Here is a 15,278-nt window from a genome sequence, read left to right as displayed (position 1 = left end):
ATAATTTATGAAACAATACGCTGTAATTGGCTTAGGACTTTTTGGATATTCTGTAGCAATAGAGCTTTCAAGGCTTGGAAATGAAGTATTAGCGATAGATAAAAATGAAGAGATAGTAGACAAAATTGCTGAAAATGTGTCTCATGCAGTTGTATGTGATGTAACTAGTGAAGGAGCCTTAATGGAACTAGGATTATCTAACTTTGACTGCTGCATTGTATGTATTGGTAACAATTTTGAAGCCTTGGTACTTGCAGCCATGACTTGTAAGGAACTTGGTGTAAAACAAGTAATAGCAAAAGCAAAAGATGAAATGCATGGCAGAGTTCTTACTAAAGCTGGGGTTGATCAGGTTTTTATTCCTGAAAAAGAGATGGGAACAAGACTAGCTAGCTTACTTTGTAATAATGGAATAGTTGATTTTATAGAACTTTCAAGAGACTATTCTATTGTTGAAATAAAGACGCCTGATAAGTGGATTGGACTATCCATTTTAGATTTAAGAATAAGGGAAAAGTTTGGAGTAAATATTGTAGCAATAAAAAATAATAATGAGCAAATTAATATTAATCCAAGACCAGAAGAAATTCTTGAAAAAAATTCTAGCATGGTTGTTATAGGAACAGATATAGAACTTCAAAAGGTATCAAAATTATAAATGAATAATATAATAAAATCGAAATCAAATAAGTATTTTTCTTTAATAAAAAAACTTTCGATAAAAAAATATAGGAAGCAAGAAGGACTCTTTATAATAGAAGGGATAAAATTAATAGATGAGGCTATAAAAAATAAAAAGAATATAGAGCTTATTGCTTTTAATTCTTCTTTTTTAGAGAAGAATCCTTCTTTTATTACTGAAAAAATATCTAAATATAAATATTTTGTTTTTGAGGATGATTTGTTTTTTAATTTAACTGAGATGAAATCACCAGAAGGCATGCTTGGACTTGTTTCAATAGATGATGAAAAAGAAGTTAATAATGATAGAGTACTATTACTTGATGGACTTAAAGATCCTGGAAATCTTGGTACAATAATAAGATCATGTGATGCATTTGATTTTAGGGATATTGTTCTAATTAACGATTGTTGTGATCCATATAATTCAAAAGTTATTCGTTCTAGCATGGGTTCTATTTTTAGAGTTAATATTAAAGAAGCCGATATTAATTTTATAAAAGAACTTAAAGATAAAGGTTATAGTCTTTATTCTTCGTCTTTAGATAAAAAGGGCCAAAAACCTGTACTCGATAAAAAAATTATACTTACTATTGGCTCAGAATCTCATGGCGTATCGGATGAAGTTTATGATATTACAGATTTTTTCTTAAAAATAAAAATGTGTGGAAGTATAGACTCATTAAATGCTGGTGTTGCGGCATCTATTTTAATGCATGATATTTATGAAAATAATTTAATTGTTTAAAAGTTACTTTTAATATATAATATTATTAATTGTACAAGGAGGAATATTATGGAAGAAAAATTAAAGGAACTAAAATCTAAAGTTATAGATAAGATAGATAATGCTGATAGCATTAATATTCTTGAAGATATTAGAGTTAAGATTCTTGGAAAAAAAGGAGAATTAACTTTAATATTAAGAGAGATGGGAAAACTATCAAAGGAAGAAAGACCAGTTATTGGAAAGCTTTCAAATGAAGTTAGAGAAAGCATAGAAAAAAAGCTAGAAGAAAAATTTAATCACCTTAAAGATCTTGCTATTGAACAAAAAATAGAAAAAGAAAGATTAGATGTAACTGCAAATAAAATCATTTTATCAAAGGGAGCTTATAATCCTATCAATAAAACAATCGATGAACTAGAAGATTTATTTAGAACAATGGGTTACACTGTCGTAGATGGACCTGAAATCGAAGAATTTGATAATAACTTTACTTATTTAAATTTTCCTATGGATCACCCTTCAATTTCAAAATCAGATACATTTTTCTTAGATGATAAGCACTTACTTAGAACTCACACTTCTCCTGTTCAAATAAGATATATGAAGTCCCATAAGCCATCTATAAGAATGGTTTCTGCAGGTAGAACATTTAGGTTTGATGATGTTGACGATACCCATTCACCAATGTTTCATCAAATAGAAGGGCTTGTTGTTGATAAGGGAGTTTCCTTAGCAAATCTACTTGAAACAATGAATACATTTGTAAAATATTTATTGGGTGAAAATTTTGAAACTAGATTTAGACCTCATCATTTTCCATTTACTGAACCTAGTGCAGAAGTAGATGTTACTTGCTTTAACTGCTTAGGTAAGGGATGTGAAAAGTGCAATTACACAGGATGGAGTATGGAACTTCTTGGATGTGGTATGGTTCATCCAAATGTACTAAAGAACTGTGGAATTGATCCAGAGGTTTATACTGGATTTGCATTTGGAATGGGAATAGATAGAATAACAATGGTTAAATATGGAATTGATAATATTAGACTATTGTACGAAAATGATAAAAGATTTTTAGAACAGTTTTAGTTGAGGTAATAATATGTTAATTTCAGTAAATTTATTAAAAAATTATATTAATTTAGATAAAGATATTAGAGATATTGCAGATGGACTAACTGATTCCGGTTCACACGTTGACTCAATTAATTCTTTTGGTCAAGGTATTAAGGGCGTCGTTGTTGGTAAAATTTTAAATATAGAAAAGCATCCAAATGCTGATAAGCTTGTAGTGTGTCAAGTGGATGTAGATAGTGAGAAACTTACAATTGTAACTGCTGCTAAAAATGTATTTGAAGGAGCGGTACTACCAGTTGCAAAAGTAGGCGCAAGTCTTAGTGGTGGATTTAATATTTCTCCTACCGACTTTAGAGGTATTACTAGTTATGGAATGTTTTGTTCTTATGAAGAACTTGGATTTAATAAAAATGTTATTCCAAAGGAATTTTTAGATGGTGTTTTGATTTTAGATAAAAATACTAAAGTTGGAATAGATATAGGAGAAGTATTAGATTTTTCAGATAAAGTAATAGACTTTGAAATTACACCAAATAGACCTGACTGCCTTTCAGTTTTGGGAATGGCAAGAGAAGCCCAAGCTACTTTTAATTCTAAGATGATTTATCCAGCTCTAGACTTTGAGTCTAAATTATCTAATGAGCCTTTGGAAAGTTTAGAAATAGACCCAGAGCTATGTAACAAAGCTGTTTTTAGCTTAGCTAAAAATGTTAAAATTGAAAGATCACCACAATGGTTACAAAATTATCTTATGAAATCAGGTATTAGACCAATTAATAATATAGTTGATATTACAAATTTTGTAATGCTTGAATATTCATCTCCTATTCATGCCTATGATTATGATAAATTAAAATCTAAATCAATAAAAATTGATTCGGCAAAAGAAAATGAAAAATTTATAACTCTAGATAAAAACGAGCGTACATTAAAAGAAGGAGATATTGTTATTAGATCTGGAGATGAAATAATATCTCTTGCTGGAATTATGGGCGGACTTGATAGTGAAGTTACGGAAAATAGCAAGAATATTCTTTTTGAAGTTTGTAGTTTTAATAAATCTAATATTTTATCTACTGCTAGGAGACTTAATTTAAGGAGTGAAGCTTCAACTAGATTTGAAAAGGGCGTACCTATGGGTAACCTTGAAAATGTTAGTGATAGAATACTTCATTTAATAGATAAATTATCTATTGGGGAAGTTTCATCTAAAAAGACTATAAAGCAAGATAAAAAAGAAGAAGAAATTAAAATTGTTACAAGCTATAAGTTTATTAATGATCTTTTAGGGACTGATATACCAAAAGAAAAGATTCTTTCCATATTGGAATCTTTAAATTTCAGAACTAAAGATTTAGGTGATACATTTGAATCAATTAATCCTGTTTTTAGAGAAGATGTAAGTTTAAAATGCGATCTAGCTGAAGAAGTTGGTAGAATATATAGTTTTAGCAAGATTAAGCTTAAAAAACTTGTTGGACCAGTAATAAAATCTGAAGAGAGTAAAGAAAGAAGTATAGAGAGGATTTTAAAGCAAAATCTTTTTCGCAAATAGATATCTTGAGGGTTTAAGTTATTCTTTTATTAGTCCTAAGAAGAGAGAGTTTGCTAATATAGAAAATGGACTAGAAGAAGTAAAGATTATAAATCCTCTTGGAGAAGAATATTCTGTGATGAGAACAACAATTCTTACAAATCTTTTAGATATTGCTATAAATAATGAAAAAAATGGGGCTGAAAAATTTAAACTTTACGAGCTTGGTAATATTTTCTTCAAGAAGGAAAATGACTATATTCAAGCAAGAGCTTTATCATTAATTAGTTATGGAGATACTGATTTTTATAAATTTAAAGCTGAAATATTAGAAGTATTAGCTAGTATTGGACTTAGTGATTTAGAAGCTATTTCTAATGAAGAAAATAAGTTGTTCCATAAAACTAGGTGTGCAGATTTATATTGTGGAGATAAATTTATATCTACATTTGGCGAGTTAAATCCAAAACTTAAGGAAAAATATGGTTTTAGATCAAGAGTGTATTTAACTGAAATTAATCTAACTTCTATTATGGATCTTACTAAAACTGATAGAAAATATAAGGTGATTAATAGATTACCAATTATGAAGAGAGATATTTCTCTAGTTGTTTCAGATACTCTAGAATCAGTAAATATAGAAAAAATAATATTAGACTCATCTAAAGAAATTGTTGGATTAAGTCTAATTGATGAATATAGGGGAAGCCAAATAGATGATGATAAAAAATCACTTTCTTACTCTATAGTTTTCCAAAATGCTTTAAAAACTCTAACAGAGGAAGAGATAAATAAAGAAATGGAAAAAATACTAAAAAGTTTAGAGGAAAAATTAAATATCAGTTTAAGAAAATAGGAGGATTAAATGAGTGCGACAGGAACAACTGTAACTATTGATGGAATGAAATTTACATTTTCATCTGATGAAAACAATGATAAAACTATAAGAATAGCAGAATATGTTGACTCAAAAATTAGTGAGATTAGGAAAGGAAATAATAAACTAAATCCTGTTAATCTGTACACTTTAGTTCTAATGAATGTAACTGGAGAATTATTTGAAAAAGAATCTAAATATAATACTTTAGTTGAAGAATCTAAGGAACCAATTCAAAGGTTTCAAACTATTTCTAAAGAAGTTGATAAGATTACTAAAGAAAAAACTGAGCTTGAGAATAGTTTAAGTAAGTTAAAAAGTGATTTAATTGAATCTCTTAATAAAATAGGCGAAATGAACGCAAAAATTAGCAGTTTAGAAGAAGAAAACAAGAAGAAAAATATTTCACTAGAAAGCAAGTCTCAACAAATAACTGAATTAAATATAAGTCTTAAGAATCTTCAAAATGAGAATGTAGAAATCCAGAAGGAATTAGAGGAAAATCTTAAGAGAATAAAAGGACTCTAATTAATGAGTTTTAAATATGAGATTTTAGCTCCTGTTGGTAATTTTGATATGCTTTATGCAGCAATTTCGGCAGGAGCTAATGCTGTTTATTTGGCTGGTCCAAATTTTGGAGCAAGGGCCTATGCAGAAAACTTTACAAAAGAAGATCTTGAAAAAATTGTAAAAGAAATTCACTTTCATAATATGAATGTATATATAACAGTAAATACAGTTATAAAAGAAAAGGAATTAAAAAGTGCACTAGATTTTATAAATTTTATTTATAAAATTGGAGTTGATGGGGTAATAATCCAAGATTTAGGACTTTTTAATCTTGCTTCAAAAATATTTAAAGATCTTGATTTTCATGCTTCAACTCAGCTTTCCGCTAATAATGTATATGCTACTAAATATTTAGAAAAAATTGGATTTAAAAGAGTTACATTGGCTAGAGAACTTTCTTTAAGTGAACTTGAGGAAATTAGGAAAAGCACTAATATCGAACTTGAAGTATTTATACATGGTTCTAATTGTATTTGCTACTCTGGAAAATGCTTAATGAGTTCTAATATTGGAGAAAGAAGTGGAAACAGGGGAAGGTGTGCTCAGCCTTGTAGAAAAACTTACAGTGTATTTAATAAAAATAACGAGCTATTATTTGAGAATATTCCAATCTTATCTCCTAAAGATACAGCTTTAATGAATAATGTAAAAAGCCTAGTAGATTTAAAAATAGACTCATTTAAAATTGAAGGTAGGATGAAAAAAAGCGAATATGTTTATGGAAGTGTTGAATATTACAAAAATTTACTAGAAGGTAAAAAAATAGATGAGAGTCTATTAAGTGAACTATCGAAAAGACCTTTTACAAATGGACATTTATTAAACGAAAGAGGTAGGGACTATATTTTTATCGACAATGAAAAGATTGGAAATATAGTTGGTAAAGTTATAACTTATAAAAACAAAAAAACTATTGAGCTTTCAAAAGATATATACAAAAATGATGGTTTAAGAATTAGATTGAAATCAAAAGATTATACTATTACAGTTCCTAAAGACTATAAAAAAGGAGAGCTTATTTTTTTAGATAAATTTTCAGATGCTATTCATGGGGAATCTGTAAGTAGGGTAAGTAGTGGTAGGCATATTAATCTAGATTATGAAAAAATAGAAAATAGTTACAAAAAGCCTGTACGCTTTTTTGTTAAAATAAAACTAGGTCAAGCTCCATATATTGAAGCTAAGTCTGGAGAATTTAAAACTGAAGTAAAATTAGATTTTAATATAGATGAAGCATTAAATAAACCTCTAAATTTTGAATTTATTAAAAGCAGCTTATCAAAGCTTGGTGATAGTAAATTTTACTTAGAAAATATTGAGGCTGATTTTGATAGTAAGGCTTTTATTTCAAAAAAAGATTTGAATGAACTAAGAAGATTAGCATTAAATAATTTATATAATGAAATTTCAAATAGGTATATTAGAGAATATAAAAATATCGAGATTGGGGAAAAAGAATTTAAAAGAAATTTAGAAAAGGATACTCAATTTATTATTAAAACTAAGTCATTAAATAGGAGCATTTTGGATGTATTTAAAAATAATATTATTATAACTGATGAAATTGATAGCTCATTTGAAATAAAAAATAATAGAATTTTTTACTCATTAGCCCCTATAAATTCTACTAACGATTTAAATAGAGATATTAAGTATATAGAAAAAAATCTAGACAAAATAAAGGGAGTTGCAGTTTATAATATTTGGGAAGCAGATTTAATTAAAGAAAAGTTCAATCTTCCTATAATTTATCTAGCGGGCTTAAATGTATTTAATTCAGCTATTTGTGATTTAGTAAAAGATGATATTGTAACTTTATCTACAGAACTATCAATAGATGAAATATTTGACATAAGAAAAAATACTGATAAAAAATTAGCTTTAAATCTTTTATATAAAGATATAGAAATGGTTATGAAGCACTGTCCTATGTCAATTACTTCCTGTGATAAAAACTGCTTAAACTGTAAATTTAGTAAAGATTTAACTTTAAAAGGTGATATGGATAGCTATTCATTTTATAGGAAAGGTAATATGACTATTATAAATAGAGACAAACCATATAACAACTTTAACTTTAAAAAAGAATTGGATAAAATTGGAATTGATTACTATATAGTTGAATTGGATAGTGTAGATTCTACTTACCAAATAAAAAGATTAATTGATGGAGAAAAAATAGAAATTAATTCTATTATAGGTAAATTAGATAAGGAAATTATGTAATGAATAAAAGATCAGAAAAAATACTTGAATTAAATAAAATAATAGACAATTTAGAAAGCTTTGCAGACTCAAATTTAGCAAAAGAAAAAATTAGAGATTACGAAATAAAGACATCCTTAGAAGAAGTATCTATATTACAAGAAGAAACTTCAACTGCTTTAAATTTACTTGAAAAGATAAATGATATTAGATTTTATGGAGTTTATGAAGTATCTGAGAGTTTAAGTTTTGCAAAAAAAGGTGGAGTTTTAACTCCCCATTCAATATTAGAAATAGATTCATTACTTAGATGTTCAAGAGAACTTAAAAATCTTGTTCGCGGTGTAGAAGCTGACGATATGATAGTAAATAGCTTTAACTCATTATTTACTTTCAGAAATATTGAAGATGAAATTAATAGAATTATTATTTCGGATGATGAAATTGCTGATAATGCTTCTAGAGAGCTATATAAGATTAGACTAGACTTAAAAAATAAAAATGATAGTATAAAGCAAAAAATAAACTCAATTATTAACAAAGAAAAAGATTCAAGTCTTCAAGATAGTCTAGTAACTATGAGAGATGGTAGGTATGTTTTACCTGTAAAATCTGAGTATAAAGCAAAATTCAAGGGTATTATTCATGATAGATCTTCAAGTGGATCTACTTTTTTCATAGAGCCAGAAGTAATTGTAAATTTAAATAATGAAATTACACTGTTAAAAATAGAGGAAACTAAAGAAATTAATAGAATTTTAAAAGCTCTAAGTAGTGAAATAGCTGCATATTCTAGGGAAATAATATATAACGAAACTACACTAATAAATCTTGATATTATATTTGCCAGGGCAAAAATGGCTAAATTTTATTCATATACTAAGCCAATATTAAATGATGAGAATATAATTCATTTAAAAAATGCTAAACATCCTCTTCTGGATATCAAAAATGTAGTGCCAATTACTATATATAATGGTGAGAACTTTACAACACTTGTAATAACTGGTCCTAATACTGGAGGAAAAACAGTTAGTTTAAAAACTGTTGGTTTAATTACAATGATGGCTCAATTAGGTTTATTTATTCCTTGTGATGAAGGATCGAAAGTAGCTATTTTTGAAGAAGTTTATGCTGATATTGGAGACGAACAAAGTATTGAACAATCACTTTCTACATTTTCTTCACACATGACGAATATAGTGAAAATCTTAGAAAAAGCTGATTATAAAAGTCTTACTTTATTTGACGAGTTGGGAGCAGGAACTGATCCTACTGAAGGCGCAGCTTTAGCAATGGCAATTTTAGATAAATTAAGAGACAGAAGAGTTATAACCTTTGCAACTACCCACTATTCTCAGCTTAAAGTATATGGATTGACAACAAAAGGTGTAAAAAATGCTTCAGTTGAGTTTGATTTAAATACCCTATCTCCAACTTATAAACTTTCAATAGGAGTTCCAGGTAAATCCAATGCTTTTGAAATATCAAAAAGACTAGGTTTAGATGTAGAGGTTATAGAATATGCTAGGGATCTTATTTCAAAAGAAAATATAGACTTTGAAAATGTTCTTGAAGAAATTGAAAAGAATAAAATTCAAACAAGAGAATTTAAGTTAGAAGCTGAAAAATCAAATAGAGAAATAGAAACCTTAAAGAGAAGACTAAAAATTGAAATTGAAAAGCAGGAAAAGAAAGAGAAAGAAATAATAGATAAGGCTAAGAAAGAAGCTAATTCAATTATTAAGGAAGCTCTAGAAGAAGCAAGAGAAGCATTAAATGAAATAAACCAAATTAAAACTAAGGATACTTTTTCTAAAGATGAGGTAAGAAGAGCCAATGAATTAAAGGATAGGTTATCAAATAAAGATAGGGAAACTTCAACTGATAATTATGATTTTCTAAATATCATGGCAGAAGATAATTCCCCAATTGAGCTTGGAGATACTGTTAAAATTTTATCTTTAGATCAAGAAGGTACAGTAGTAGAAGGGCCTGACAACAAAGGAAGTATTTTAGTTGAGGTTGGCATTTTAAAAATATCTTCTAATATAAATGCAGTTGTCAAAACAAAAAGTAGGGAAGAGATTGAATCAAGAGTAAATATAAAAAATATTATTAAAGCAAAAAAATCAGACTTTTCATCTACTGAATTAGATATAAGAGGTCTAAATATAGAAGAAGCAATGATAGAAATAGATAAGTTTTTAGATAATTTGTATATTCAAGGAGTAACAGATGCTAGAATTATTCATGGCAAGGGAACAGGACAACTTAGAAAAGGTGTTAATGATTATCTTAAAAAACATAAATTAATTAAGAGCAAAAAATTTGCTGATTTTAATGCAGGTGGCGATGGTGTCACAGAGATTAAACTTAAGTAAAGGAGAAAATAATATGAAAGATTATAAACAAATAATCGCTAGTCTTCTAAATAAGGAGTCTGGCGTAGCAGCCGAAGAAATTAATGAGCTTATTGAGATACCTCCAGAAAAATCGATGGGTGACTATGCTCTACCTTGTTTTTTTCTAGCTAAAGCTTTAAAAAAATCTCCTGTAATGATAGCTGAAGATCTTAAAAATAAAATAGAATCAAATGAATTTTCAAAAATAGAAAATAAGGGACCTTATCTTAATTTTTTTGTAAAGTCTGAAGATTTAATAGAAAATGTAGTAAGTGAAATTTTATCTAATGAAAATTATGGTTCAAGTAATATTGGCCAAGGGAAAACTGTTACATTTGATTTTTCTTCTACAAATATAGCTAAACCATTTCATATTGGACATTTAAGATCTACTGTAATAGGTAATTCTTTAAGAAATATTTTCAAATTTAATGGCTATAATACTGTCGCTATCAATTATTTAGGAGATTATGGTACTCAATTTGGCGTTATGCTTGCTGCTTATAAGCTATTTGGAGATAAGGAAAAAATATCTCAAAATCCAATCAAGGAACTTCTAAACCTTTATGTTGAGTACACTAAGCTTCAAGAAGAAGATGAATCAAAAAAAGATGATGCTAGAGCATGGTTTAAAAAACTAGAAGATGGAGATAAAGAAGCAGTAGAATTATGGACTTGGTTTAAGGAAATTTCTCTAAAAGAATTTAATAGAGTATATAAATTACTTGGAATTGAGTTTGATTCTTTTGATGGCGAAGCTTTTAGCTCAAAATTTGTTGATGATGTTATTAAAGAGTTGAGAGAAAAGGATATTCTAGTTAAAAGTGATGGTGCTGAAATTATAGAATTTGATGACGATAATATTCCGAATGTAATTATAGTTAAATCAAATGGAACCTCAACTTATATTGTTAGAGATATAGCTACAGCACTTTATAGAAAAAGAAATTATGATTTCTTTAAAAATATTTATGTAGTAGGTGGAGAACAAAAACTTCACTTCACTCAGCTATTTGCTATACTTCAAAAAATGGGTTATGACTTTAGTAAAGACTGCGAGCATATATCTTTTGGACTTATACTATTAAAAGATATGAGGTTATCAACAAGAAAAGGTCAAGTTGTGTTTCTAGAAGATGTACTAAATGAAGCTATTAATAAGACAATGGAAATAATAAATCAAAGAGATCCAAATCTAGAAAACAAGGAAGAAATAAGTAGGCAGGTTGGAATTGGAGCTGTTATTTTCCAAGATTTATACTCAAATAGAATAAAAGATTATACATTTGATTGGGAAGAGACTCTTAACTTTGAAGGTGAAACAGGTCCTTATGTTCAATATTCTCAGGCAAGAGGAGTGTCTATATTAGAAAAAGCTGGAGAAATAAAAAAAGACGTAGATTTTTCTAAACTAAGTAATGAAGAAGAAAAATTCTTAGCTCAAGATTTATATGATTTTCCTGAAAAAGTTAAGCTAGCACTTGAAAAAAGAGAACCAAGTGTTATTGCTAGACATCTTGTTAAGATTGCAAAAAGTTTTAATAAATTCTACAATACTTGCCATATTCTAAGCGAGATAGATGAAATTAAATATCCAAGACTACTTCTTGTAGAAGCTACTGTTAAAGTTTTAAGAACAGGACTTGGACTTTTGGGAATATCTTCTCCTGATAAAATGTAATGAAGCTTCTTTTAACGAGCTTAAACTCAAGATATACCCACCAAAACCTAGCAATTCACTATTTTTATAATATTCTAAAAGAAAAATACGATGTAAGTTTAGAAGAATATACCATTAATGATAGAATTGAAAATATTGCTTATAAGATTTATAGAGGTGGGTATGATCTTGTACTTTTTTCAATATATATATGGAATATAAATATGTCACTAGACTTAATCTCCTACCTAAAAGAAATTTCAAATGTAAAAATTGTAGCTGGTGGGCCAGAGGTTTCATTTGATTATGAAGAAATTTTTAAAAAATCTGATATAGATTTTCTTATAATAGGTGAGGGAGAAGAAGTTATTGAAAGTCTATTAGATAAGATTCAGAGCAATTCTATTATAAATTTACATGGTGTTTTATATAAAAAAGATGGAGAAGTACAAGGAAATAGTAGATATAATATTGTTCAAAATACAAATAATATTCCATGTATTTATCTTAGGAAAGAAAATATTAATAAGAACAAATATCTATATTATGAAGTTTCAAGAGGCTGTCCCTATAATTGTAAATTTTGCCTTTCATCAACAAATAAAGGAGTTAGAGTTAGGGATAAAGATATAGTTTTTAAAGAATTAAAAAATATTCTTGATAGTAAAGTATCTATTGTAAAATTTGTTGATAGATCATTTAATTTTATACCCTATCACTATGATCTTATCAAATTTTTAATTGACAACGACAATAATATAACTAAATTTCATTTAGAAATTCATCCAAGTTTAATAAGCGATGAATTTATAGGTTTATTTAAAAAAGCTAGAAGCTCTCAGTTTCAATTTGAAATTGGTCTACAAACTACCAATCTTCAAACTGAAAAAGAAATAAATAGAGTTGGCTCTTTTGATGATATAAAAGAAGGCGTTTTGAAGCTTAAAGAAACTGGAATACACATTCACATGGATTTAATATTTGGACTTCCATATGAAACATATGAAATTTTTAAAAAATCATTTAATGATCTTTACTCGCTTAAAATAGATAAAATACAACTAGGATTTTTAAAGCTTCTTAAAGGATCAAGACTTAGAGAGGATTATAAGATTTATAATTATAGATTTTTACAAGATCCCCCTTATGAAGTTATATCAAATATGTGGGTTAGTATAGATGATGTTTTTAAAATGAAAGTTATTGAGGATGTGGTAGAAAAATTTTATAACGAAAAAAATTTTGAATATACAATTAATCAATTGGAAGAATTTTATAATAGTCCATTTGATTTTTTTGAAGATTTTGCTAGTTTTTGGGAGGATAAATATTATCTAAAAAATATTTCTAAAAGTGGACTTTATGATGCTTTTCTTGAGTTTTTAATAAAAAAGGAACTTGATAAGAGAGATGTTTTAGACTGCCTAAGAATTGACTATTTAAGGAATAATAATAGATCTCAAAAATCTCTCATTAGTAAATATTTTAATATTTTAGAAAAAAATGAAGTTTTAAAAACTGTTGAAAGAAATAAAGAATTAATTGAAGAATTTAGTGGAATAGATTCAAAGTATATTTTAAAATATTCTCAATTTGAGGAAATTGATGGTAAAATTTATATGTTTATAAAAGGAAATTTTTTAATTTTAGAAAAGGAGGAAGATAATGATAAGTGATTTTATTTTTGTACAAAAGAAAGCATTTATAAATACTTTTAAAAAAATTAAATATATTCCAATACTTACTTTGCATTTACTTGCTTATAATATTTTGTACTATTTAGCGACTATATTAATTTCTAGAATTTTAGGGGCTAGTTATTTTGTTGGGTCATTTTTAGCTTATATAGTAAAAGTTTTTATTACTTCAGCAAGTTTATATGTATTAGCGAGAATTGTTTTGAGTAACAATCTAAAACTTCTTGAAATAAAAGATTTTTTAGATAATGGGAAAAAATATTTAAGCCCATTATTTACTGCGTTTTTTACCTACTATATAATAGAGTTACTAATTTCTTTAGTTACATCTCCAAATTCTGGATTAATTGGAAATTTAATAATTACTTTTTTATTATATATTACATTTTCGGCTGTCCTAGAAAGTATATATATCTCAGAAAAGTTCTCTTATGATTCAATAAATGAAGGTATAAATTTCATAGTAAATAATTTTATTAATTGGGTTTTTCCAAATACTTTAATTTTTTTATTTTTATTTTTCTTATTTAATCAAATTCTAATTTTTCCTTATTTATTAGTAAATTTGGGAATAGTATATAATTTTAAAATATTTAATTTACTTGCTAATTACAAGATAATGCCAGTTATAATTTTATTTATCTTATCTTTTCTATTAGTTTATAAGGGAGAGCTTTATAAAATACTAGCTTTTTCAAATAGAAGGAAGAGGAGTTATAACAAATAAATGGAACTTATAAATTATTTCAAAGATTTTAAAGAGAAGATCGGTTTTATAGAACTTAAGGATTCCTATGAAGGTGATTTAAATAAAGATATTTTCTATCCTATTATTACAGATGATTTATTAGAGGGTATAAATAGTGGAGATTTTAAGAATGAGTTGGACCTATATAAAATAATTGATGGGACAATATTAATCTTAAATCTGGATGAAGGTTTTAAATATAATAAAGAATATGAAAAATTTCTAAAAAAACTCGGTGGAATTTCTGAAAAATATATTTTTAATAAAGCTATTAAACTTCTTAAAAATAACGACGATCTAAATATATTATATTTTAAATACCTTTCTGATAGAAATTTACTAGGAGAGTACGCCAAGTATAATTATGCTAGGGGTCTATATAGTATGTTCCAAAAACATAATGATTACAATCTTTATATTGAAGCTTATAAAATTTTGGAAAATCTTACAAGCGAGTACGAAGATTTTCCTTTATCATATTACCTTTTAGGTCTAATAAATATTAATGAATCTAGGCATTTGAAGGCAAAGATATATTTAGAAAAGGCTTTAAATAAGACTAGTGATGAATCATCAAAAAATGAAATAAGGGAAATTCTACATCAAAATGAGCCAAAAGCCCTAATTGAAAAGGGAGTAGAGTATTTACAAAGGGCAAATACAGATAGGGCATATATAGAGTTTCAAAAAAGCAAGGCATTAAATCCAAAAGGTATAGTAAATTATTATTTAGCTTATATTTTAGACAGAACTGGAGAAGAAGATAAAGCAAAACCACTCTATGAAAAGGCTCTGGAAGATGGTTTAACTAATCCTGAAATCTATATTGACCTTGCTAACCTTTATTTTAAAAATAAACAGATAAGCGCTGCTTTAAGCGTTATAAATAAAGGCTTGGATAAGAATATAGATGATGAGCAGTTATTATATAATAGGATGATATTAAATCTTGCAAATAATGATAAGGAAAAAGCAAAGGATGATTATGATAGACTTTTAGAGTTTATAGATATCAATCCAGTAATTCTAGATAATTTGTTAGCCTTAAAAGATAATTTTAAATAAATAAAGACCAGCTGAAATATACAGCTGAG

General features: G+C 27.1%; 12 protein-coding genes. All 12 read left to right on the top strand.

Features of this window, described 5'->3' with window-relative positions; all coding sequences use genetic code 11:
* The first annotated feature begins 7 nt into the window (after nt 1–7).
* From VLK81_RS06850 to VLK81_RS06795, 12 genes are read left to right on the top strand one after another with little or no spacing between them, the layout of a single operon-like run.
* Complete coding sequence (locus tag VLK81_RS06850) at nt 8–658, top strand: potassium channel family protein (RefSeq protein ID WP_324619900.1); 651 nt, start codon at nt 8–10, stop codon at nt 656–658.
* On the top strand, nt 659–1,429 hold the full coding sequence (locus VLK81_RS06845) for a TrmH family RNA methyltransferase (RefSeq protein WP_324619899.1): 771 nt from the start codon (nt 659–661) through the stop codon (nt 1,427–1,429). It begins immediately after the preceding gene.
* A gap of 48 nt (nt 1,430–1,477) precedes the next feature.
* Nucleotides 1,478–2,500 carry a phenylalanine--tRNA ligase subunit alpha gene (gene pheS / locus VLK81_RS06840; RefSeq protein WP_324619898.1) on the top strand — a complete coding sequence of 341 codons (1,023 nt, stop codon included), beginning with the start codon at nt 1,478–1,480 and terminating at the stop codon, nt 2,498–2,500.
* 13 nt (nt 2,501–2,513) lie between these two features.
* Nucleotides 2,514–4,043 (top strand): phenylalanine--tRNA ligase subunit beta, encoded by a 1,530-nt coding sequence (gene pheT / locus VLK81_RS06835; RefSeq protein WP_324619897.1) that lies wholly within the window; start codon nt 2,514–2,516, stop codon nt 4,041–4,043.
* On the top strand, nt 4,027–4,878 hold the full coding sequence (locus VLK81_RS06830) for a phenylalanine--tRNA ligase subunit beta-related protein (RefSeq protein ID WP_324620492.1): 852 nt from the start codon (nt 4,027–4,029) through the stop codon (nt 4,876–4,878). Before pheT ends, VLK81_RS06830 begins: the two co-directional genes overlap by 17 nt.
* Nucleotides 4,879–4,887: 9 nt before the next feature.
* Nucleotides 4,888–5,427: a cell division protein ZapA gene (gene zapA / locus VLK81_RS06825; RefSeq protein ID WP_324619896.1), complete on the top strand. Its 540-nt coding sequence runs from the start codon at nt 4,888–4,890 to the stop codon at nt 5,425–5,427.
* Nucleotides 5,428–5,430: 3 nt separating this feature from the next.
* A complete protein-coding gene (locus VLK81_RS06820; RefSeq protein WP_324619895.1) occupies nt 5,431–7,695 on the top strand; it encodes a U32 family peptidase in 2,265 nt (754 codons plus the stop codon).
* Nucleotides 7,695–10,058, top strand: coding sequence for an endonuclease MutS2 (locus VLK81_RS06815; RefSeq protein WP_324619894.1), 2,364 nt, complete (start codon nt 7,695–7,697; stop codon nt 10,056–10,058). The genes VLK81_RS06820 and VLK81_RS06815 overlap by 1 nt, the downstream gene beginning before the upstream one ends.
* Before the next feature lie 13 nt (nt 10,059–10,071).
* Nucleotides 10,072–11,760, top strand: a complete 1,689-nt coding sequence (gene argS / locus VLK81_RS06810) for an arginine--tRNA ligase (RefSeq protein ID WP_324619893.1) — start codon at nt 10,072–10,074, stop codon at nt 11,758–11,760.
* The gene (locus VLK81_RS06805) at nt 11,760–13,415 is read left to right on the top strand and encodes a B12-binding domain-containing radical SAM protein (RefSeq protein WP_324619892.1); all 1,656 of its coding nucleotides are present in this window, start codon (nt 11,760–11,762) and stop codon (nt 13,413–13,415) included. Before argS ends, VLK81_RS06805 begins: the two co-directional genes overlap by 1 nt.
* A complete protein-coding gene (locus VLK81_RS06800) occupies nt 13,405–14,163 on the top strand; it encodes a hypothetical protein (protein ID WP_324619891.1) in 759 nt (252 codons plus the stop codon). The genes VLK81_RS06805 and VLK81_RS06800 overlap by 11 nt, the downstream gene beginning before the upstream one ends.
* A complete protein-coding gene (locus VLK81_RS06795; protein WP_324619890.1) occupies nt 14,164–15,249 on the top strand; it encodes a tetratricopeptide repeat protein in 1,086 nt (361 codons plus the stop codon).
* Nucleotides 15,250–15,278: the final 29 nt, after the last annotated feature.

Origin of the sequence: Citroniella saccharovorans, assembly GCF_035481615.1 — a bacterium.
GTDB classification, from domain to species: Bacteria; Bacillota; Clostridia; order Tissierellales; family Peptoniphilaceae; genus Citroniella; species Citroniella saccharovorans.
The sequence above is the reverse complement of the archived record's forward strand: the minus strand, read 5'-3'. Positions and strand labels throughout refer to the sequence as shown.

Coding starts and splice junctions, on each gene's coding strand:
- zapA (WP_324619896.1), top strand. CDS start 4,888: ATGAGTGCGACAGGAACAACTGTAACTATTGATGGAATGAAATTTACA.
- VLK81_RS06815 (WP_324619894.1), top strand. CDS start 7,695: ATGAATAAAAGATCAGAAAAAATACTTGAATTAAATAAAATAATAGAC.
- VLK81_RS06805 (WP_324619892.1), top strand. CDS start 11,760: ATGAAGCTTCTTTTAACGAGCTTAAACTCAAGATATACCCACCAAAAC.
- VLK81_RS06795 (WP_324619890.1), top strand. CDS start 14,164: ATGGAACTTATAAATTATTTCAAAGATTTTAAAGAGAAGATCGGTTTT.
- pheS (WP_324619898.1), top strand. CDS start 1,478: ATGGAAGAAAAATTAAAGGAACTAAAATCTAAAGTTATAGATAAGATA.
- VLK81_RS06850 (WP_324619900.1), top strand. CDS start 8: ATGAAACAATACGCTGTAATTGGCTTAGGACTTTTTGGATATTCTGTA.
- argS (WP_324619893.1), top strand. CDS start 10,072: ATGAAAGATTATAAACAAATAATCGCTAGTCTTCTAAATAAGGAGTCT.
- VLK81_RS06800 (WP_324619891.1), top strand. CDS start 13,405: ATGATAAGTGATTTTATTTTTGTACAAAAGAAAGCATTTATAAATACT.
- pheT (WP_324619897.1), top strand. CDS start 2,514: ATGTTAATTTCAGTAAATTTATTAAAAAATTATATTAATTTAGATAAA.
- VLK81_RS06845 (WP_324619899.1), top strand. CDS start 659: ATGAATAATATAATAAAATCGAAATCAAATAAGTATTTTTCTTTAATA.
- VLK81_RS06820 (WP_324619895.1), top strand. CDS start 5,431: ATGAGTTTTAAATATGAGATTTTAGCTCCTGTTGGTAATTTTGATATG.